Origin of the sequence: Janthinobacterium svalbardense (assembly GCF_002327145.1) — a bacterium.
Classification (GTDB): domain Bacteria; phylum Pseudomonadota; class Gammaproteobacteria; order Burkholderiales; family Burkholderiaceae_D; genus Janthinobacterium; species Janthinobacterium tructae.
Genome location: NZ_CP023422.1, coordinates 3,109,370 through 3,127,956 on the forward strand (window position 1 = coordinate 3,109,370; position 18,587 = coordinate 3,127,956).

Here is an 18,587-nt window from a genome sequence, read left to right on the forward strand (position 1 = left end):
ATCTTTCCGCGAAGGTGGGCTATGCCAGCAGTCTACTATGCGGCCGGCGCCAGCGCCTTTTGCCGCGCGGCCAATGCGGCGCCGATGAAGAGGGCGATGGCCGAGGCGATCAAGCCCCGCTCCAGTCCTGCCGGCCCGTCGGCGATCCAGCCGACCGCGATGGGGCCGACGATCTGCCCCAGGGCGAACACCGTCGTGTAGGCCGTGATGCCGGCCGTCCACGATTGCTGCGGCAGATTATGCCGCACCAGGGCCGTCGTCGAGGCCACCACCGACAGGAACACGGCGCCGAAGACCAGGCCGGAGAGGAACACGACGGGCACAAAGCTGGTCAGTGCGGGCAGGATGCTCACCACGCCCAGCACGGCGTTCAGGATCGCCAGCGATTCGCCGCCCTTGTAGCGGTCGAGCATGCGCGCCCAGATGCGCGACGACGCCACCACCGCCAGGCCCAGCAGGGTGTAGAACACGGTGATGCGCGCGGGGGGCATGCCTTGCTGCTTGAGCAGGGCGATGACGAAGGTCATGTAGCCGATGTAGCCGACGCCAAACATGAAGTAGCCGGCCAGGCTGGGGGCGAAATCACGCCAGGCAAAGCGCCGTGGCGTGTCGAGGGCGCGCGGCGCTTCGCCGATGGCTTTCGCCGGCAGGGCCATGATGGCGGTGGCGAGCAGGCAGGCGATGCCCAGTGCCAGCCAGGGCCATTGCCAGGCATGCGCGGCGCCATGCTCCTGTGCGGCGGCCAGCGCCGCCGGCACCAGCAGGGCCGACAGCGCAATGCCGAAGCCCGTGCCGCCGTAGTACAGGCCGATGTAGAAGCCGGCGCGCTGGCTGTGCATGGAACCGAGCCGCGCTGCCAGCACGCCGCCGGCGATGAAAATGAAGGCGCTGGCCACGCCCGCGCACACGCGCTGCAGGAACAGGGTGGTCGTGTCGCTGACGAGGCCCGACATCAGCATGAAGATGCTGGCCAGCACGCAGCCGGTCATCAGCAGTCGCCACACGCCCAGGCGGCGCATCAGGGCCGGCGTGGCCAGGGCACCCAGGAAATAGCCGAGCGCATTGAAGGTGTTCATGGCCCCTGCCAGCAGGTAAGACCAGCCCAGGTCGGCGCGCATGGGCGGCAGCAGCAAGCCATACGAAAAGCGCGACAGGCCCAGCGCAATGGCGGCGCCCAGCGAGAGCGCCAGCGCCGTGGCCAGCGGATGGGCCGGGGAATGATCGTGTGTCGGCATGGCCTGGTGACCCATCTATGTGAAAACGTGCAGTGGAGTTGGCGCCGGGGCGGGGCCGGCCGGCGGGCGAGGTCTGTGAGGGACAGTGGCATAGGGCGCTGACGACACGCTTTTTTACTACTAAGTTAATGAATCTGAACTGGGAAGTCAAGCAGGGCCACACCTGTGCATGGCGGGCAATAGTGCAATCCTTGCCATCGTTACTTTTGGAGAGAATTATAAGACATGCAATCCCATATAATTGCAATTGGGAAATTAACTTGCCTAAATTCAATTTTGCAGGTTACTCCTGTTCCTCCATATCTTAAGGGCACTATGAACAAGAATAAACCCGGCGCGTTGTTGATTGCAACGCTGATTGGCGCGGCCTTGGCTGGCTGCGCTTCCGAATCCTCGCAAGCCCTGGCTGTCCCCACGGTTGCCAGCGCAGCCCGTCCCTACGTTGGTCCACGCACGCTGATCGCTGTCGGCAAATTCGACAACCGCTCGAACTTCATGCGCGGCATCTTTTCCGATGGCGTCGACCGCCTGGGCAGCCAGTCGAAAACGATCCTGATTGCGCACCTGCAGACGTCCAACCGTTTCAACGTGCTCGACCGCGACAACATGGCCGAGCTCAAGCAGGAAGCCGAGTTCAAGAAGCAGGGCCAGAACATCAAGGGCGCGGACTTCGTCGTGACCGGCGATGTGACCGAATTCGGCCGCAAGGAAGTGGGCGACAAGCAATTGTTCGGCATCATGGGCCGTGGCAAGACGCAAGTGGCGTATGCCAAGGTCACCTTGAACGTCGTCAACATCGCCACCTCGGAAGTCGTGTACTCGGCTGGCGGCGCCGGCGAATACAGCTTGTCGAACCGTGAAGTGCTGGGCTTTGGCGGCACCGCCAGTTATGACGCCACCCTGAACGGCAAGGTGCTGGACCTGGCCATGCGTGAAGCGGTCGAGCGCCTGGTCGCCGGCGTCGAAGCGGGCGCATTGCGCAAACAATAAGGTATCCCATGAAAACAATGATGAACAAGGGCGCAGCCCTGCTGGCCATGCTCGCCTGTGCCGCCCTGACCGGTTGCGCCACGCAGTCGAAAACCCTGTACCAATGGGAAGGCTACCAGCCGCAAGTGTATGAGTACCTGAAAGGCGAAAGTCCGGAGCAGCAGATCGCCGCCATGGAAAAAGACCTGCAAGTGATCGCTGCGAAGGGCAACCATGCGCCGCCGGGCTACCACGCCCACCTGGGCATGCTGTACTCGATCGCGGGCAAGCCGGAGCAGGTCGCCGCGCAATTCGAAGACGAGAAAAAACTCTTCCCCGAATCGACGCCGTACATGGACTTCCTGTTGGGTAAATTGAAAAAAGGCGAGAAATTATGATGTCGCGCATGTTGAAAATGGCCTTGTGCCTGGGGCCCGCTATCTTCATGGTCGGTTGCGCCACCAAGCAGGCCGCGTATGACTATACGGCCTTCAAGGCGGCCAAGCCCCGTTCCATCGTGGTCTTGCCGCCGTTGAACAACTCGCCCGAAGTCAATGCCGGCAACAGCGTCTACGCGCAAGTGACTTATCCGCTGGCCGAAGCGGGCTACTACGTGCTGCCGGTGGCCGTGGTCGGTGAAACCTTCAAGCAGAACGGCTTGACGAATGCCGCCGATATCCACGGTGTCGATGCGAAAAAGCTCAACGAGATCTTTGGCGCCGATGCGGGCCTGTACGTGACGATTTCCAAGTACGGCACCACGTATGCCGTGATCGACAGCGTGACCGTGGTGTCGGTCGATGCCAAGCTGGTCGACCTGAAGACGGGCGCCTTGCTGTGGCAGGGCGCGGCCAGCGCGTCGAGCAACGAAGGCAATAACAGCGGTGGTGGCGGCCTGATCGGCGCCCTGGTGACGGCGGCGGTCAAGCAGATCATCAACACCAGCACCGATGCCAGCCATCCTATCGCCGGCACGGCGAATGCGCGCTTGCTGTCGGCCGGCGTGCCGAACGGCTTGCTGTACGGCCCCCGTTCGGAACGCTACCTGGCGCAGTAATCTTGCAGTAAGCTGCCGCGCAGGCCCTGCATCCGCCAGGGCCTGTTGCGGGCTGTGCCAGGCGAGCGCCGCCGCATCGTTTGCAGTGATGACCAGCGCCAGAGGAAATCGCGGACTCGTCGTCCGGCGCTGTTTTTCTTGAGTCCGGGCAGAGCCAGAGCAGGGAGAAAACGATGGTTACGCAAATTAACATCAGCAACAACGTGGAATCGGACGAAATGCGAGGCAAGACCGCGCTGGTGTTCCTGAAACCGCAGAACCCGCAGAGCAATTACCAGATTCCTGCCTGGCAAGTATTGACGGGTGTGCCTGGCCCCATCGAATCATTCGTCTACAACCATCAAATCCCGCTCGACATGTACAGCCATGGCGCCGGCGATAACATGAAGATGACGCCGGAGCGCCAGTCACGGCAACCACAGGCCAGTCTGACGCAGCAGCAGGACGGCGCGATCACCAAGACCAATCCCTACATCCAGTTCGACAGCGACTGGTACGTCAACGCCAGGCCCGTCGTGACCATGCAGCCTGCCGATGCGCACTCGGCCACCGAAGGGGACGTGAGCTTGAACCGCAACCAGAATCTGTAAGACGTCGACTGCGGCACCAGCTTTGGCTGACGTCAATCATCCGGAGGAGGCTGTTTAGGCGTACAGGAACATTGGCAACCCTTGCCACCTGGCGCGGATGGCCGCGGTAGCGCAGCCAGCGCCAAGCCGGCTTGCGCCAGCCAAGGTAAGATGTCGCTAATTTGTGCGATTGTGAGGGCTAGGGTGCGCGTGTTGCTGGTGGAAGACGATCCGATGATCGGGGAAAGCCTGGTCGAGGGCTTGCGCGGCGAATGCTATGCCGTGGACTGGGTGCGCGACGGCCACGATGCGGAGCTGGCGCTGGCCGGTTTTGCCTATGACCTGATGCTGCTGGACCTGGGTTTGCCAGGCAAGGAGGGCATGGACGTGCTGCGCGCCACGCGCGCGCGGGGCGCCGAGTTGCCCGTGCTGATCATCACGGCGCGCGACGGCACGCGGGCCCGCGTCGAAGGGCTCGACGGCGGCGCCGACGATTACCTGGTGAAACCGTTTGACCTCGATGAATTGCTGGCGCGCATACGCGCGCTGCTGCGGCGCCGGGTCAGCCGTTCGCGCTCCGTCATCGAGCATGGCGCGCTGACCCTGGACCTGGCCAGCCACGACGTCACGTTCGAGGGGGAGCTGATCAAGGTGCCGCCACGCGAGTTTTCCGTGCTGCGCGCCTTGCTTGACCATCCGGGCAAGGTGGTGTCGAAACGGCAACTTGGCGAAAAGCTGTACGGCTGGGATAGCGAAGTGGAAAGCAATACCGTCGACGTGTACGTGTACCAGCTGCGCAAGAAGTTCGGCGCTGACTGCATCCAGACCGTGCGCGGCGTGGGCTACAAGATGCGGGTGGCAACTTGATGACCATCCGCCGCCAGTTGCTGCTCGGCTTGCTGGCTGCCACCTTGCTGTGCGTGCTCGGCGCCGGCATTTCGCTGTTCCGCTCGCTGCTGGAAGAAGCCAATGAGCTGGCCGATTTGCAGCTGCGCCAGCTGGCCTTGGCCTTGCCCGACGAGTTCGAGCCGCAATCGGGCTCGCCGGTCGCGCAAGAGCCGGAAGAAGCGTTCGTGCTGCAGGCGTGGGACGAGGATGGGCAGCCCTTGCCCGTCTTGCCGGACCAGCCGGTACTGCCGCGCTATGCACTGGCCGGCTTTGCCGATGTCACGTTGCGCGGTGAAGACTGGCGCCTGTACGGCGAGACGCGGCGCGGCCGCTACGTGCAGGTGGCGCAGGCGCAGGCTGTGCGCGACCAGCTGGCCTGGAAAATGACCATGCGCGCCGGCGCGCCCCTGCTGGTGTTCGCGCTGATCCTGGCGCTGCTGATCGTCGCCGTCGTGGGTCGCGCGCTGGCACCGCTGCACCGGCTCGCCGAATCCGTGGCGGGCCGTTCGCCGGACGCCCTGACGCCGCTGGAGGCGCAGCAGATGCCGCCCGAACTGCGGCCCGTGGCGCTGGCGCTGAATGGCTTGATGCGGCAGTTCGAGGCGGCGCTGACGGCGCAGCGCACCTTTGTCGCCGATGCCGCACATGAATTGCGCTCGCCGCTGACGGCACTGAAACTGCAGCTGCAGGTGGCCGAACGGGCCGGCAGCGAGGAAGAACGCCGCGTGGCGCTGGCGCGGCTGCACGAAAGGCTGGACCGCAGCACGCACCTGGTGCGGCAATTGCTCAGCCTGGCGCGCCATGAAACGGCGCTGACGGCCAGCCAGCTGCAAACGGTGGATCTGGGACAGTTGCTGGAAGCGGCCGTGGCCGACCACAGCGCGCTGGCCGACAGCCGCGCCATCGACCTGGGCGTGGTGGAAACCCTGCCGGCCCCGGTGCTGGTGCAGGCCGATCCCGATGGCTTGCAAGTGTTGCTGAATAACCTGATCGATAACGCCTTGCGCTACACGCAGCAGGGCGGCAGGGTCGACTTGCAGGCGGCGCTGGAAGATGGCCGGCCCCTGCTGCGCGTGTCCGACAATGGCCCCGGCGTGCCGCAGCAGCACCATGCGCGCCTGTTCGACCGCTTCTTCCGCCCCGACGGCAACGACGCCTGGGGCTGCGGCCTGGGCCTGTCCATCGTGCGCCATATCGCCGAGCACCACCGGGCCGATATCGCGCTCGCCGATGGGGCGGCGGGACGGGGACTGCAGGTGACGGTGCGCTTTCCGCAGCCCGCCTGAATGCAAAAAAGCGGCTGCCGTCGCCGGCATCCGCTTTTCAGTCACGCTCGGGGCGCTTACGCCAGCTCGGTGATGAACTGCTCGCGCGCAGGGCGCACTTTTTTCAGGTCCACCAGCCAGTCGCCTTCGTCGGCGCGGTAGCCGAGCGGCAACATGACGACGGAACGCAAGCCTTTTTCGCGCAGGTTCAGGATTTCATCGACCTTGGCCGGGTCAAAGCCTTCCATCGGCGTCGAATCGACTTTTTCCTGCGCTGCGGCGATCAGGGCCGTGCCCACGCCGATATACGCCTGGCGCGCCGCGTGCTGGTAGTTGGTTTCCGCGTCGCGCTGCGGATACGTGGCCAGGATCTGCTGGCGGTACGCTTCCCAGCCTTCATTCTTGAAGCCGCGCACGGCGTTGACCAGGTCAAAGCGGGCGTTGATGCGTTCCACCGTGTAATTGTCCCAGGCGGCAAACACCAGCAGATGCGAGGCATCCGTTACCTGAGACTGGTTCCATGCGTGCGGCTTGATCTGCTCGCGCAGGGCCGGATTCGTCACGACGAAGACTTCGTAAGGATGCAGTCCGCTGGAGCTGGCCGTCAGGCGCACGGCTTCCAGGATGCGCTCGACCTTGTCTTGCGGCACCGTTTTCGTCGGGTCCATCTTCTTGGTGGCGTAGCGCCATTGCAGTGTTTCGAGCAGTGCGGACATGTCAATTTCTTTCATAATGAATAGTTCAGATTGGAAATGATAGCGGATTCAGGCATTTCAAGTGCAAGGGGGCAAAGAATTGGTATAAAGCACCCAAGCATTCTTGTCTACAGGCCAAGCATGGCAAGCTCATGCTGCGGGTAGCGCGCGCCGTGCACGCTGGCGGCTGCGAAGGCGGCGCCGATGGCGGCCAGCTCGGCGTCGCTCAATTCGATCTGCGCGGCGGCCACGTTCTCTTCCAGGTTCGCCACGCTGCGGGCGCCGGGTATCGGCACGATGTTAGTGCCTTGCGCCAACAGCCAGGCCAGGGCCAGCTGGGCCGCCGTGGCGCCGCGCGCCGCCGCCAGGCGCTGCAGTTCGGCCACCATGTTCGCGTTTGCCGCCATCGCCTGCGGCTGAAAGCGGGGCAGGCTGTGGCGGTAGTCGTCGGGCGCCAGTGCGGCGCCGGAGGTGAGCTGGCCCGTCAGGAAACCCCGGCCCAGCGGGCTGTAGGGTACGAAACCGATACCGAGGGCATGGCAGGCGGGCAGCACGCCGGCCATGCGCGAAATCGATGATGCCTTGCTGGACCTGAGCGCCTTGCAGGATGTGCCTGCAGGCAAGCTGCGCCTGAACGTGCCCCGTCCGGCCGCGCGGCTGCTGCTGGCGCCCATGCTGGCCGGTTTTGTCGCCCGTTATCCGCGCGTGCAGGTGGACGTGGTCACCGATGACGGCATGATCGATATCGTGCGCGATGGTTTTGATGCGGGCATCCGCTTTGGCGAGCAGGTGGCGGCCGACATGATTGCCGTGCCCGTGGGTGCGCCGCAACCGTTCGTGGTGGTGGCGTCGCCCGCTTACCTGGCGGCGCATGGCGCACCAAATACGCCGCGCGACTTGCTGGCGCATGCCTGCATAGTCCGGCGTTTCCCCAGCGGGCGCCAGTATGCGTGGGAGTTCGAGCATGAGGGGGAAGCCGTCAGCATCGCCGTGGGCGGCTCGCTGGTGTTCGACGACGATGCACTGATGCTGCACGCGGCGCGCGATGGCGCGGGACTGGCGTAGGTGTACGCGGCCGATGCGCGTGCCGATATCGCGGCGGGGCGTCTGGCGTGCGTGCTGCAGCGCTGCTTGCCGCCGCCGTCCCGTTACTTCCTGTACTACCCGAGCCGGCGGCAGATGCCGCCCGTGCTGCGCGCCTTTGTCGACATGCTGCGCGCGCCAGCGATATAGTCAACCGGCGGCCGGCGGCGCGCCGTGCTCGACCGGCCACTTGACGGTAAACACGCTGCCGCCCGCCTTGCCACGCGTGCAGGCGGCGCTGCCGCCGTGGGCGCGCGCGATGGCTTCGACCACGGCCAGGCCCAGGCCGCTGCCCGCATGCAGGTCGCCGCCGTCGCTGTCGCCGCGGCGAAACGCCTCGAACACGTGCTGCGCCAGTTCCTCGGCAATGCCAGGGCCCGCATCCTCGACGCTGAGGTAGTACTGGCCGGCCAGCACGCGGGTGCGCACGCGCAGCAGGCCCGGATGCGCATAGCGGCGCGCGTTGTCGAGCAGGGCCAGCACGATTTGCCGGATGCGCGCCGCGTCGCAGCAGACGGGATGGTCGGACAGGTGCAATTGCAGGCTAAAACCCGCCGCTTCCATCTCTTGCGCCAGCAACCGGCCCACTTCCTCGATTTCCAGGGTCAGGTCCGTCCACGCCATGCGCAGCTGCATGTGGCCGCTGTCGGCCAGGCTCAGGGTGCGCAAGTCCTCGACCAGGCGGCCCAGGTCCTCGACTTGCGCCAGCAGGCTGGAAAACGGCACTTCCTCGGGCTTGAATACGCCATCGACGACGCCCTGCAAGGTGCCGCGCAGGATCGTCACGGGCGTGCGCAATTCGTGCGCGATGGCCGCATTCCACGTTTCGCTTTCCTTGGCCGCCCGCTGCAGGCGCTCGGCCATGCTGTTGAAATCATCGACCAGCATGGCCGTCTCGCCCAGGCTGCGGTCACCGGCGAAGGCACGCGCGGACAGGTCGCCATGCGCGACGCGGCGCACGCTGTCCATCACGGAATTGATCGGTTTCAAGATGCGCGCCGCCAGCTTGATGGCGAAGAACGCGGCCAGCAGCAAGCCGAAGATGGTGATGGCGAAGATCCACAGCCACTCGACGGTGCTGGGTGACCAGTCGTCCGGTTCGGACAGCATCTCGGGATCGATCTTGAAGGCGATGGCGAAGAAGGTCCAGGAACCGATCCAGATGATCAGGATGCTGCATACCATCAGCACGGACATCGACAGGATGATCTGCCGGTTCAGGCCCGTGAAGCGCATCAGTCGCTTTCCAGACGGTAGCCCACGCCGCGCAGGCTGGCCGGCATGTGCATCACGCCCGCTTCTTCCAGCTTCTTGCGCAGCTTGCTGACGTGGCTGTCCACCGTGCGTTCCATCGAGTTACTCTCGGGCATGCACGACTCCAGCAATTCCAGGCGGCTGCAGACGCGGCGTGGCGTGCGCGCCAGATGCGCCAGCAGGCGGAACTCCGTCAAGGTCAGGCTCAAGGGCACGGGCGCGCCGCCGCGCAGCACGCTGGCCACATACGTTTCCTGGTCGATCTCGATGGGGCCGCAGCGCAGGCGCTGGCCGCCCACCGGGTGGTGGCGCACGCGCGAGCGGCGCAGCACGGCCGCCACGCGCGCCACCACTTCGGCTGGATTGAAGGGCTTGATGATGTAGTCGTCGGCGCCCACGCGCAGGGCGGCCAGTTTATCGGCATCCTGGTCGCGCGCCGTCAGCATGATGACGGGCGTTTCGCCGCGCCGCCGCACTTCCGCCAGCACGCCCCAGCCATCGACACGCGGCATTTGCACGTCGAGCAGCAGCAGGTCCGGCGCCAGCGCCAGGTGCTGCTGCAGCGCTTCCTGGCCATCGAGGGCGAAAGCCGTGCGGTAGCCGTCGCGCTCGAGGTAACCGGCGAGGATGCGGGCGATTTGCGGTTCATCTTCGGCAATCAGGACGAGGGCGGAAGGCGGTGTGGTGGCAAGGAAGGAGGGCTGGCTGGCGCTGTGATGATAGTTCATCCAAATAGTCTAGCATTCTTCTTTATCTCCATCGAATCTCCACATTTCTTTGACGGAATATCCACGCAAGGCTTTTATGCTGCGCCTATCTGTCGACCGGACCGCCGGTTGGGATCAGTCATAGAGAAAAGTCATGCCAGTAAAGTACCTCACCAGGAAAAACATGTTGATCGCCGCGGCACTGCTCAGCCTTGCCGCCTGTTCCAAACCCGCGCCGCAAGAAGGCGCGGCGCCGCCCGCCGCTGTCACGGTGCTCAAGCTGCAAGCGGCGCCCGTGGTCCTCAGCGACGAATTGCCGGGCAGGGTGGCGGCCTTCCGCACGGCCGACATCCGCCCGCAGGTAGGCGGCATTGTGCTGCGCCGCCAGTTCGAACAGGGCGCCGAGGTGCAGGCGGGGCAGAAGCTGTTCCAGCTCAATCCCGCGCCATTCCAGGCGGACGTCGATTCGGCCGCCGCCGCGCTGCAGCACGCGGTGGCGACGGCGAAGCGCGCCAGCAGCCAGGCCGACAGGTTAACACCGCTGGTGGAGGCGGACGCCATCAGCCGCCAGGCGTATGACGATGCCGTGGCCCAGCGCGAGCAAGCCGTGGCCACCGTGGCGCAGGCGCGCGCCAGCCTGGCGCGGCGCCGCCTGGACCTGGCCTTTGCCAGCATCGAGGCGCCGATTGCCGGGCGCATCGGCTCCGAGCTGGTGACGGAAGGCGCGCTGGTGGGCCTGGCCGATGCCACGCCGATGGCGCGCATCCAGCAGATCGACAAGGTGTATGTCGACGTGCGCCAGCCGGCCGCCGCGCTGGCCGCGCTGCAAGCCTCCGGTAACGGAGGCGCGGACAAGCTGCCCGTGACAATCCTGGGCGCCGACGGCCAGCCGCATCCCGTCATGGGGCGCATCCTGTTCTCCGGCATCAGTGTCGATGCGGGCACGGGCGACGCCGTCATCCGCGTGCTGGTCGACAATCCGCAGCGCCAGCTCTTGCCCGGCATGTTCGTGCGCGCCCGCATCGCCCGCGCCGTGCAAGCCAATGGCGTGCTCGTGCCGCAGCAGGCCGTCTTGCGCAGCAGCGATGGCCAGGCCCAGGCGTGGGTGCTCGATGGTGCGCACAAAGCCAGCCTGAAAACCATTACCGTGGGCGACGTGGTCGAGCACCAGTACGTGGTCAACGGCGGCCTGAAGGCGGGCGATACCGTCGTCATCGAAGGCCAGGAACGCTTGCAGCCGGGCGCCACCGCCGCGCCGCAGGCGTGGAAGCCGGCTGTCGTGGCAACGGCGGCTGCCGCCAAGGCCCGTTGATGCCCACTTTGAATACAATGAAAGCCTAACGACATGCCTCAATTTTTCATCAACCGCCCCGTCTTTGCGTGGGTGGTGGCGGTCTTCATCGTCCTGTTCGGACTGATCGCCATACCACAATTGCCGATTGCGCGCTTCCCATCCGTGGCGCCGCCCAGCGTCAGCATCATCGCCAATTATCCCGGCGCCACGCCGCAAACCATGAACGATTCCGTGGTGGGCCTGATCGAACGCGAACTGTCGGGCGTCAAGCACCTGCTGTATTTCGAGTCGTCCACCGATACCTCGGGTTCGGCCTCGATCACTGTCACCTTCCAGCCCGGTACGAATCCGGAAATGGCGCAGGTGGACGTGCAAAACCGCCTGAAAGCCATCGAGCCGCGCCTGCCGCAAGCCGTGCGGCAAAATGGCCTGACGGTGGAATCGGCGTCGTCCGGCTTTTTGATGATCGTCAGTTTGATTTCCGAGCATGGCCAGCATGATGAAGTGGCGCTGGGCGACTACCTGGCGCGCAACGTGACGGAAGAACTGCGCCGCATTCCCGGCGTGGGCAAGGTGCAGCTGTTCGGCTCCGAGCGGGCCATGCGCATCTGGGTCGACCCGGCCAAGCTGGTGTCGTACAACATCGCCATGGGCGAGTTGACGGCCGCCATTGCGCAGCAAAATGCGCAGATCGCGCCGGGTCGCCTGGGCGATTCGCCGGCCGTCGAAGGCCAGCGCGTGACCATTCCGCTGACGGTGCAGGGCCAGCTGCAAACGCCGGCCGAATTTGCCGCCATCGTGCTGCGCGCGAATGCGGATGGTTCGAAAGTGACCATCGGCGACGTGGCGAAGGTCTCGCTGGGGGCGCAAAGCTTCAACTTCAGCATCCGCGAAAACGGGCAAGCCGCGTCGGGCGCCGCCATCATGCTGTCGCCGGGCGCCAACGCCGTGCAGACGGCGGCCGCCGTGCGTGCGCGCATGGCCGAACTGGCGCACACCATGCCGGCCGGGATCAAGTATTCGGTGCCGTTCGATACAGCGCCGTTCGTCAAAATTTCGATCGAAAAGGTCATCGTCACGCTGTTGGAGGCGATGGTGCTGGTGTTCCTCGTCATGTATCTGTTCCTGCAAAAGATACGCTACACCTTGATTCCCGCCATCGTCGCGCCGATTGCCCTGATGGGCACTTTTACCGTGATGCTGCTGGCCGGCTATTCCATCAACGTGCTGACCATGTTCGGCATGGTGCTGGCCATCGGCATCATCGTCGATGACGCCATCGTGGTGGTCGAAGCCGTCGAGCGCCTGATGGCGACGGAAGGATTGTCGCCGAAGGAAGCGACGTCAAAAGCCATGCGCGAAATCACCGGTGCGGTCGTGGGCATCACCCTGGTGCTGACGGCCGTGTTCATCCCGATGGCGCTGGCCAGCGGTTCCGTGGGCGCCATTTACCGCCAGTTCACGCTGGCCATGGCCGTGTCGATTTTGTTCTCGGCGTTTTTGGCCCTGACCCTGACGCCGGCCCTGTGCGCCACCATGTTGAAACCGATTGGTCCGGACGATCATGAAAAGAAGGGCTTTTTCCTGTGGTTCGACCGCCAGTTTGACCGCATGACGGCGCGCTATGAAAAGGGCGTGGTGGCGATGCTGAAACGCGCGGGCCGCTCGATGGTGGTGTATGGCGCCATCGTCGCGGCGCTGGGCGTGGTCTTCATGCAGCTGCCGTCGGCCTTTTTGCCGGAAGAAGACCAGGGCTACTTCATCACCTCGATCCAGCTGCCGTCCGACGCCACCATGGAGCGCACGCTCGATGTCGTCAAACTGTACGAGCAGCACGTGGCCACGCGGCCCGGCATCGAGGTGAACCAGTCGATCCTCGGCTTCAGTTTTTCCGGCGCGGGGCCGAACGCGGGCCTGGCGTTCACCATGCTGAAGGACTGGAAACAGCGCAATGGCGCCACGGCGCAGGAAGAAGTGGCGCTGGCGCAGGAAGCCATGGCGCAGGCGAAGGAGGGCGTGATCATGAGCCTGATGCCGCCCGCTATCGATGAACTGGGCAATTCGTCCGGCTTCTCCCTGCGCCTGCAAGACCGCGCCAGCCAGGGCATCGCAGCGTTGCAGGCGGCGCAGAACCAGTTGCTGGGCCTGGCTGCGCAAAGCGCCAAGGTGGCGGGCGTGTATCCGGACGGCTTGCCGCCCGGCGCCAGCGTGCGCCTCGATATCGACCGCACCAAGGCCGAGGCGCTGGGCGTGTCGTTTACGGCCATTGCCGACATGCTGACAGCGGCCATGGGCTCGACCTATGTCAACGATTTTCCGAACGCCGGCCGCATGCAGCAGGTGATCATCCAGGCCGATGCGCCGTCGCGCATGCAGTTGAACGACGTGCTGGCCTTGCGCATTCGCAATAACGCGGGCGGCATGGTGGCCCTGGGCGAATTGGTGCGCCCCGTGTGGAGCGAGTCGCCGCTGCAACTGGTGCGTTACCAGGGCTATCCGGCGGCGCGCATTTCGGGCAGCGCGGCACCGGGCGTGTCGAGCGGCGACGCCATGCTGGAAATGGAACGGCTGGTGAAACAGCTGCCACCGGGCTTCGCGCTGGCGTGGACGGGCCAGTCGCTGCAAGAGAAGGAATCGGCCTCGCAAGCACCGATGCTGATGGCGCTGTCGATGCTGGTGGTCTTCCTCGTGCTGGCGGCCCTGTATGAAAGCTGGTCGATTCCCGTCTCCGTGATGCTGGTGGTGCCGCTGGGGCTATTGGGCGCCGTGCTGGCCGTGATGTTGCGCGGCATGCCGAACGACGTGTTCTTCAAGGTGGGCATGATCACGATTATTGGCCTGTCGGCGAAGAACGCGATTCTGATCGTCGAATATGCGCGCCAGTTGCAGGCGCAAGGGCGTGGGCTGGTCGAGGCGACGGTGGAAGCGGCCCGCTTGCGTTTGCGTCCTATCCTGATGACGTCCTTGGCCTTCGCGCTGGGCGTGGTGCCGCTGATGCTGGCCACGGGCGCCAGCGCCGAGACGCAGCATGCGATCGGCACGGGCGTATTCGGCGGCATGATCACCGCCACCGTGCTGGCCGTGTTTTTCGTGCCCGTGTTCTTTGTCGTGGTGCTGGGCGCCGTCGACAAGATGGGCACGTACTTCAACAAACGCAGTAATCGCACCGCCATCGAGGCGGTGGAAGGAGAGTTGTAATGCGTTTGATTTTTATCACGCCCCTGGCCGCGCTGGCCTTGTCGGCCTGTTCATTGACGCCGCCGCTGGTCAAGCCGGCGGCGCCCATCCCCGCCAGTTATGGCGAGGTTTCCGCGCCAAGCAGTGCCGCCGACCTGGGCTGGCGCCAGATGCTGCTCGATGCGCGCCTGCAGCGTCTGGTCGGTATCGCGCTGGAAAACAACCGCGACTTGCGCGTGGCGTCCCTCAACGTGGAAGCCGTGCGGGCCCAGTACCAGATTCAGGATGCGGGCCGCTACCCGGCCATCGGCGCGAATGCGGGCGGCGTGCGCCAGCGCGGCGCCGATGCCAAGGTGCAAAACACGTTCACGGCCGGCATCGCCATGAGCGCGTTCGAGATCGACCTGTTCGGCCGCCTGCGCTCGCTGTCGGACGCCGCGTTTGCACGCTACCTGGCGACTGAACAGGGCCAGCGCGCCGCGCACATGGCCTTGATCGGGGCCGTCGCCGATGCGTATCTGGAACAGCGGCTGGCCGAGGAACAGCTGGCGCTGGCGCGGCAAACCCTGCTTGACTGGCGCCAGGCCTTGCTGCTGACGCAGCGCCTGCACGGCGCGCAGCAGGGCAGCGGCCTGGACGTGGCGCAAGCGCAAGGGCAGGCGGCCACGGCGGAAGCGGACGTGCAGGCGCGCGAGCGGGCCAGCTTATTGGCGCGCAACAACCTGGAATTGCTGCTGGGTGCGCCGTTGCCGGCCGATTTGCCCGCTGGCCGGCCGCTCGACGGCCAGCCCGTGCTGACGCAGCTGCCACCGGGCCTGCCGTCGGACTTGCTGGCGCGCCGGCCCGACATCTTGCAGGCCGAATACGCGCTGGTGGCGGCGAATGCGGAAATCGGCGCCGCCCGCGCCGCCTTCTTCCCCCGTCTGTCGCTGACGGCGCAGCTGGGCCTGGCCAGTCCGGAACTCGGTGACTTGTTCCGCGGCAGCGCGCGCAGCTGGTCGTTTGCGCCGCAAGTGACGCAACCGCTGTTCCAGGGCGGCCAGTTGCGCGCGGAGCTGCAATTGTCGCGCCTGCGCAAGGACGTGGCCGTGCTGCAATATGAGCAGGCGATCCAGACGGCCTTGCGCGAAGTGCGCGACGGCCTGGCCGGCAGCGCCACGTATGCGCAGCAGATCGATGCGCAAGAACGCGTGGTGGTGGCGGCGCGCCAGCGCCAGCGCCTGTCGCAGCTGCGCTACGACGCGGGGCAGGACAGCCGGCTGGAATTGCTCGACGCGCAGCGCCAGTCGTATGCGGCGCAGCAAGCCCTGCTCGACGCGCGGCGCGACCAGTTCAAGTCGGCCGTGGCCCTGTACAAGGCGCTGGGGGAGGGTTGGAGGAGTAGGTGAATTCGTCATGGCAATGCATCGGGGCACGTGTATGGAGCATGGAATGATTTCAAAATAACAAGTGTATTGCCGCTTTGATGTTATTATTGAAATAACATCGCTATTCCTCTGTATTCGATGCGGGATGGTGTGTTTCCTGGTCCACCATTCAAAAGGAGTCTGCATGCGTCAGCCCCATGTCGCGCTATTGTTATCTGTTTGCATAGGCGCAGCGCACGCTGCGCCCACGATCCTGGCATTCGATGCCGATCATCTGAAGGTGGTGGAAGGCCAGCCTGTGCGCCTGCACTGGGAGGTGAGCGGGGCCGCCACGGTCATGCTGAATGGCGTGCCGGTCAGCGGCAACAGCCAGATCGTCAGGTATGCCGCTGGCGATGCTTCCACGCTGCGCCATACCCTGACGGCCAGCACTCCCGGCGAGCCGGAAACGGCCACGCGCAGCATCGAACTGTCTGCCGGGGTGGTGCTGGACAAGGACTATATTTCTGAATCGTACGCGGCCGGCTGCAAACCCGTGCAGGAAGCCGATTTTGTCGTGGAGCATGAGTATGCCCGCATCGAGCCGCGCGACTGTACGTCCGTGAAAGTGCGCAATCCCGTGTTTGTCTGGCCTGATGTTTATGACGTCGCAGAGATGGTCTTGACGGTCAATTTTCCCAGTGGAAAGAGTCCATTGCGCATTACCACGACGCGCACGTCGCTGATTCTTCCCGAGCTGTTGAACGAAACGGGGCTGTACACGTGGCAGGTGGAGTATCGCCTGCCGGGCGGCCAAAGCAGGTCCGGCGAGGTCCGGCGTTTTCATTTCGACGGCAATGCTGTCGACAACCTGCCCGACCTGCCCACCGCTGCCGAAGTCATGGCCAGGATCGGACAGCGTTTGCATCCACGTCTGATTCCGCTGTCGGGGAATGGCCAAGTCATGCAAATGTCGGCCATCCACGCCGCCGTGCAGGCAAGTCCCCTGGCAGCATCCTACGAAACGTATCTGGCCGAGGCGGAGCAGGTATTGGCCAATGAACAATACGTCATGCCTGCAGAGCCCACCGCCGGGCAGGGGGAAAGCACTATCGAGGACGCATCGTTCAGGGCGGCGCAGGGAATAGAGCGGCTGGCCGTGGCGGCGCTGGTCAAGGGCGACCAGCGCTATCACGCGCAGGCCATTGCCCGCCTGCTGCAACTGGCCAGCTGGGCGCCGGACGGCGTGACCGGCGAATGCCAGCAGGATCAGGCCAACATGCAGATCATGGTCGCCCTGGCGCAAGGCTTGGACATGCTTTACTACAATATGACCGGGGCGGACCGCTATGTGCTCATCAATGCGATCAACGCACGGCTCAATCCCTTGATGTACAAGATGGAGGCAGGTTTGCGTAGCAATCCGTATGACTCCCATGTGCTGGCCTCCGCCTACTATGCGGTGCAAACCCTGATGCTGTCGGCTGGCGCCGTCGGGCAGGGACCGCTCGGCGATGTCACGTTTGAACAGGGCGCGCAATATGACAAGTCCTGCGATGCCAACAACAAGCCGCTGGCGCCGTTTGACCGTTTCTCCGCAGCCTGGGAAACGCTGATCACGAGTTCCGGCACGTGGGGCGGCGGCACGGACAGCGCGTTTGGCAACAGCGTCAGTTATGCGTGGTATGCGCTCAACTCCTATGCGCCGGCCATGGCCTCGTATCTGTTGATGGCCAACGTGGATATCAGCCGTATCCCCGCGCTGCGGCAGTTTGGTGACAATTTCCATGCGCACACGGTGCGGGACCGCTCGAGCAAGGTGCGCAGCGCATTCGGCGACGGCAGCAACCACACGGGACATTATGAATCCTATGCCTGGAACTCCTACCGCCTGTTCGCCCAGGTATCGCAAAACCCTGTCGACGAATGGTATTACCGTGACAATATTGAGCAGACCCAGTCGCTGGCCTTGCCCTTCCAGCATTATTTCCTGACAGCACTCAGGCCGCCCGTTGAACCCGCCGTGCTTCCCGCATTGAAACGAACGTATCTGTTCGAGGATGCGGGTGTGGTTGCCATGCACTCCGATACGGCCGATCCGCAGCGCTCGAGCCTGTTTTTCCGTTCCAGCCGTCTTGGCGCGATCAACCACAGCCATGCGGACAACAATGCTTTTACCTTTGTGTCAAAAGGCAAGAGTATTTTCATTTCCGGCGGCATCTATGAAAATTATGGTCTTGTGCAGGAGCAGCGGATAAGGCGCGCCACGCGCTACAAGAATGCGCTGACGTTCGATGCGGGGGCAGGGCATAACGACGCCGGCATAGGCCAGGCCGAGCCGGCGGCAAGCCCTGTTGCGCCGGGCGCGCCGCTGTTTTACAGGCAGCCACATGGCAGGCTGATCAATTTTTATGCGGCCGAGACGAGCGACTGGTCGGTTGCCACCGGGGACGCCACAGCCGCCTACCGCAGCCGCGACATAAATACGTCGGTGTGGAATCCCTTGCTGCAAGGGGCGGTGCGTACTGTCGCCTATAACGCCAAGGCAGGCGTGGCCCTGATTTACGATTGGGCGCAGAGTGCGACCAAGCGCCGCTGGCAGATGAATTACCAGACGCTGGTGGCGCCGGTGGACATCGGGGCGCGTGAATTCAAGGTCAATGCGGGCGATGGCGTCAGCGTCTGCGTCAACTATCACGGATATGACGGAAAGTATGCGGTACCGGAAAAGATGTCCAAGGTGGCAAAGAATGCGCAACTGACATGGCCGGCAGGCGAACCTGAGCAATACCACACCGCGTACAAGACCAATATACGCAGCAATTCCCTGGCCAGCCTGATCGTCTTGAAGGAAGACTGCAATGCCGTTTCCGTGACGGCCGAGTATTTGTCGCCGACCAAGCTGCTCGTCAAGGTCGATACCAGCTGGTTCATCTTCGATAAAAAGGCGGTGCAGCTATCCGAGTAACTGCAGCGACTGCCTGGCAGGTGAATCATTGCTTTGATTCTATTTGATATTTCCAGTATTATGGAATCATTGCATCCATT

15 protein-coding genes and 1 pseudogene are annotated in these 18,587 nt (G+C 64.2%); 11 read left to right on the forward strand and 5 right to left on the reverse strand.

The annotated features are described in order from the left end of the window. Nucleotides 1-35: 35 nt before the first annotated feature. Nucleotides 36-1,235 carry a YbfB/YjiJ family MFS transporter gene (locus tag CNX70_RS13925; RefSeq protein WP_096238450.1) on the reverse strand — a complete coding sequence of 400 codons (1,200 nt, stop codon included), beginning with the start codon at nucleotides 1,233-1,235 and terminating at the stop codon, nucleotides 36-38. A 315-nt stretch (nucleotides 1,236-1,550) separates the two neighbouring features. On the opposite strand from CNX70_RS13925, the gene CNX70_RS13930 reads away from it, so the two are divergent. The 6 genes from CNX70_RS13930 (at nucleotide 1,551) to CNX70_RS13955 (ending at nucleotide 6,004) form a co-directional block, all read left to right on the forward strand. Further along, entirely contained in the window at nucleotides 1,551-2,225 is a 675-nt protein-coding gene (locus CNX70_RS13930; protein ID WP_096235165.1) for a CsgG/HfaB family protein, read from the forward strand. An 8-nt stretch (nucleotides 2,226-2,233) separates the two neighbouring features. Continuing rightward, the gene (locus CNX70_RS13935) at nucleotides 2,234-2,602 is read left to right on the forward strand and encodes a DUF4810 domain-containing protein (protein WP_425269243.1); all 369 of its coding nucleotides are present in this window, start codon (nucleotides 2,234-2,236) and stop codon (nucleotides 2,600-2,602) included. Then, on the forward strand, nucleotides 2,599-3,261 hold the full coding sequence (locus CNX70_RS13940; RefSeq protein WP_046684982.1) for a DUF799 domain-containing protein: 663 nt from the start codon (nucleotides 2,599-2,601) through the stop codon (nucleotides 3,259-3,261). Before CNX70_RS13935 ends, CNX70_RS13940 begins: the two co-directional genes overlap by 4 nt. 173 nt (nucleotides 3,262-3,434) lie before the next feature. Continuing rightward, the gene (locus CNX70_RS13945) at nucleotides 3,435-3,851 is read left to right on the forward strand and encodes a hypothetical protein (RefSeq protein ID WP_096235166.1); all 417 of its coding nucleotides are present in this window, start codon (nucleotides 3,435-3,437) and stop codon (nucleotides 3,849-3,851) included. 183 nt (nucleotides 3,852-4,034) lie between these two features. Beyond that, complete coding sequence (locus tag CNX70_RS13950) at nucleotides 4,035-4,697, forward strand: response regulator (protein ID WP_167389658.1); 663 nt, start codon at nucleotides 4,035-4,037, stop codon at nucleotides 4,695-4,697. Further along, on the forward strand, nucleotides 4,697-6,004 hold the full coding sequence (locus CNX70_RS13955) for an ATP-binding protein (protein WP_096235167.1): 1,308 nt from the start codon (nucleotides 4,697-4,699) through the stop codon (nucleotides 6,002-6,004). Before CNX70_RS13950 ends, CNX70_RS13955 begins: the two co-directional genes overlap by 1 nt. A 56-nt stretch (nucleotides 6,005-6,060) precedes the next feature. Here CNX70_RS13955 and CNX70_RS13960 read toward each other — a convergent pair whose 3' ends face one another. Together CNX70_RS13960 and CNX70_RS13965 are read right to left on the reverse strand one after the other, a co-directional pair. Continuing rightward, nucleotides 6,061-6,699, reverse strand: coding sequence for an NAD(P)H-dependent oxidoreductase (locus tag CNX70_RS13960; RefSeq protein ID WP_096238452.1), 639 nt, complete (start codon nucleotides 6,697-6,699; stop codon nucleotides 6,061-6,063). 107 nt (nucleotides 6,700-6,806) lie between these two features. Then, nucleotides 6,807-7,241, reverse strand: coding sequence for an aldo/keto reductase (locus CNX70_RS13965; RefSeq protein WP_244199151.1), 435 nt, complete (start codon nucleotides 7,239-7,241; stop codon nucleotides 6,807-6,809). Here CNX70_RS13965 and CNX70_RS28890 point away from each other — a divergent pair. Then, nucleotides 7,240-7,911, forward strand: a pseudogene (locus CNX70_RS28890) (LysR substrate-binding domain-containing protein). The gene CNX70_RS13965 and the pseudogene CNX70_RS28890 overlap by 2 nt on opposite strands. Here CNX70_RS28890 and CNX70_RS13980 read toward each other — a convergent pair. Continuing rightward, nucleotides 7,912-8,997: an ATP-binding protein gene (locus CNX70_RS13980; RefSeq protein ID WP_096235170.1), complete on the reverse strand. Its 1,086-nt coding sequence runs from the start codon at nucleotides 8,995-8,997 to the stop codon at nucleotides 7,912-7,914. Then, the gene (locus CNX70_RS13985; RefSeq protein WP_096235171.1) at nucleotides 8,997-9,743 is read right to left on the reverse strand and encodes a response regulator; all 747 of its coding nucleotides are present in this window, start codon (nucleotides 9,741-9,743) and stop codon (nucleotides 8,997-8,999) included. Before CNX70_RS13985 ends, CNX70_RS13980 begins: the two co-directional genes overlap by 1 nt. Before the next feature lie 163 nt (nucleotides 9,744-9,906). Here CNX70_RS13985 and CNX70_RS13990 point away from each other — a divergent pair, with 163 nt between their 5' ends. The 4 genes from CNX70_RS13990 to CNX70_RS14005 all read left to right on the forward strand — a co-directional run bounded on the left by CNX70_RS13990 (nucleotide 9,907) and on the right by CNX70_RS14005 (nucleotide 18,507). Then, nucleotides 9,907-11,034 (forward strand): efflux RND transporter periplasmic adaptor subunit, encoded by a 1,128-nt coding sequence (locus CNX70_RS13990; protein WP_244199152.1) that lies wholly within the window; start codon nucleotides 9,907-9,909, stop codon nucleotides 11,032-11,034. A gap of 33 nt (nucleotides 11,035-11,067) precedes the next feature. Then, on the forward strand, nucleotides 11,068-14,214 hold the full coding sequence (locus CNX70_RS13995; RefSeq protein ID WP_096235173.1) for a multidrug efflux RND transporter permease subunit: 3,147 nt from the start codon (nucleotides 11,068-11,070) through the stop codon (nucleotides 14,212-14,214). Further along, nucleotides 14,214-15,581, forward strand: a complete 1,368-nt coding sequence (locus CNX70_RS14000; protein WP_096235174.1) for an efflux transporter outer membrane subunit — start codon at nucleotides 14,214-14,216, stop codon at nucleotides 15,579-15,581. Before CNX70_RS13995 ends, CNX70_RS14000 begins: the two co-directional genes overlap by 1 nt. 163 nt (nucleotides 15,582-15,744) lie before the next feature. Beyond that, nucleotides 15,745-18,507, forward strand: coding sequence for a heparinase II/III domain-containing protein (locus tag CNX70_RS14005; protein WP_167389659.1), 2,763 nt, complete (start codon nucleotides 15,745-15,747; stop codon nucleotides 18,505-18,507). Nucleotides 18,508-18,587 lie beyond the last annotated feature (80 nt).

Excerpts from the sequence above, each read along its gene's own strand:
- CNX70_RS13925 (WP_096238450.1), bottom strand. The coding sequence starts at position 1,235 with ATGCCGACACACGATCATTCCCCGGCCCATCCGCTGGCCACGGCGCTG.
- CNX70_RS13930 (WP_096235165.1), top strand. The coding sequence starts at position 1,551 with ATGAACAAGAATAAACCCGGCGCGTTGTTGATTGCAACGCTGATTGGC.
- CNX70_RS13935 (WP_425269243.1), top strand. The coding sequence starts at position 2,234 with ATGAAAACAATGATGAACAAGGGCGCAGCCCTGCTGGCCATGCTCGCC.
- CNX70_RS13940 (WP_046684982.1), top strand. The coding sequence starts at position 2,599 with ATGATGTCGCGCATGTTGAAAATGGCCTTGTGCCTGGGGCCCGCTATC.
- CNX70_RS13945 (WP_096235166.1), top strand. The coding sequence starts at position 3,435 with ATGGTTACGCAAATTAACATCAGCAACAACGTGGAATCGGACGAAATG.
- CNX70_RS13955 (WP_096235167.1), top strand. The coding sequence starts at position 4,697 with ATGACCATCCGCCGCCAGTTGCTGCTCGGCTTGCTGGCTGCCACCTTG.
- CNX70_RS13960 (WP_096238452.1), bottom strand. The coding sequence starts at position 6,699 with ATGTCCGCACTGCTCGAAACACTGCAATGGCGCTACGCCACCAAGAAG.
- CNX70_RS13965 (WP_244199151.1), bottom strand. The coding sequence starts at position 7,241 with ATGGCCGGCGTGCTGCCCGCCTGCCATGCCCTCGGTATCGGTTTCGTA.
- CNX70_RS13980 (WP_096235170.1), bottom strand. The coding sequence starts at position 8,997 with ATGCGCTTCACGGGCCTGAACCGGCAGATCATCCTGTCGATGTCCGTG.
- CNX70_RS13985 (WP_096235171.1), bottom strand. The coding sequence starts at position 9,743 with ATGAACTATCATCACAGCGCCAGCCAGCCCTCCTTCCTTGCCACCACA.
- CNX70_RS13990 (WP_244199152.1), top strand. The coding sequence starts at position 9,907 with ATGTTGATCGCCGCGGCACTGCTCAGCCTTGCCGCCTGTTCCAAACCC.
- CNX70_RS13995 (WP_096235173.1), top strand. The coding sequence starts at position 11,068 with ATGCCTCAATTTTTCATCAACCGCCCCGTCTTTGCGTGGGTGGTGGCG.
- CNX70_RS14000 (WP_096235174.1), top strand. The coding sequence starts at position 14,214 with ATGCGTTTGATTTTTATCACGCCCCTGGCCGCGCTGGCCTTGTCGGCC.
- CNX70_RS14005 (WP_167389659.1), top strand. The coding sequence starts at position 15,745 with ATGCGTCAGCCCCATGTCGCGCTATTGTTATCTGTTTGCATAGGCGCA.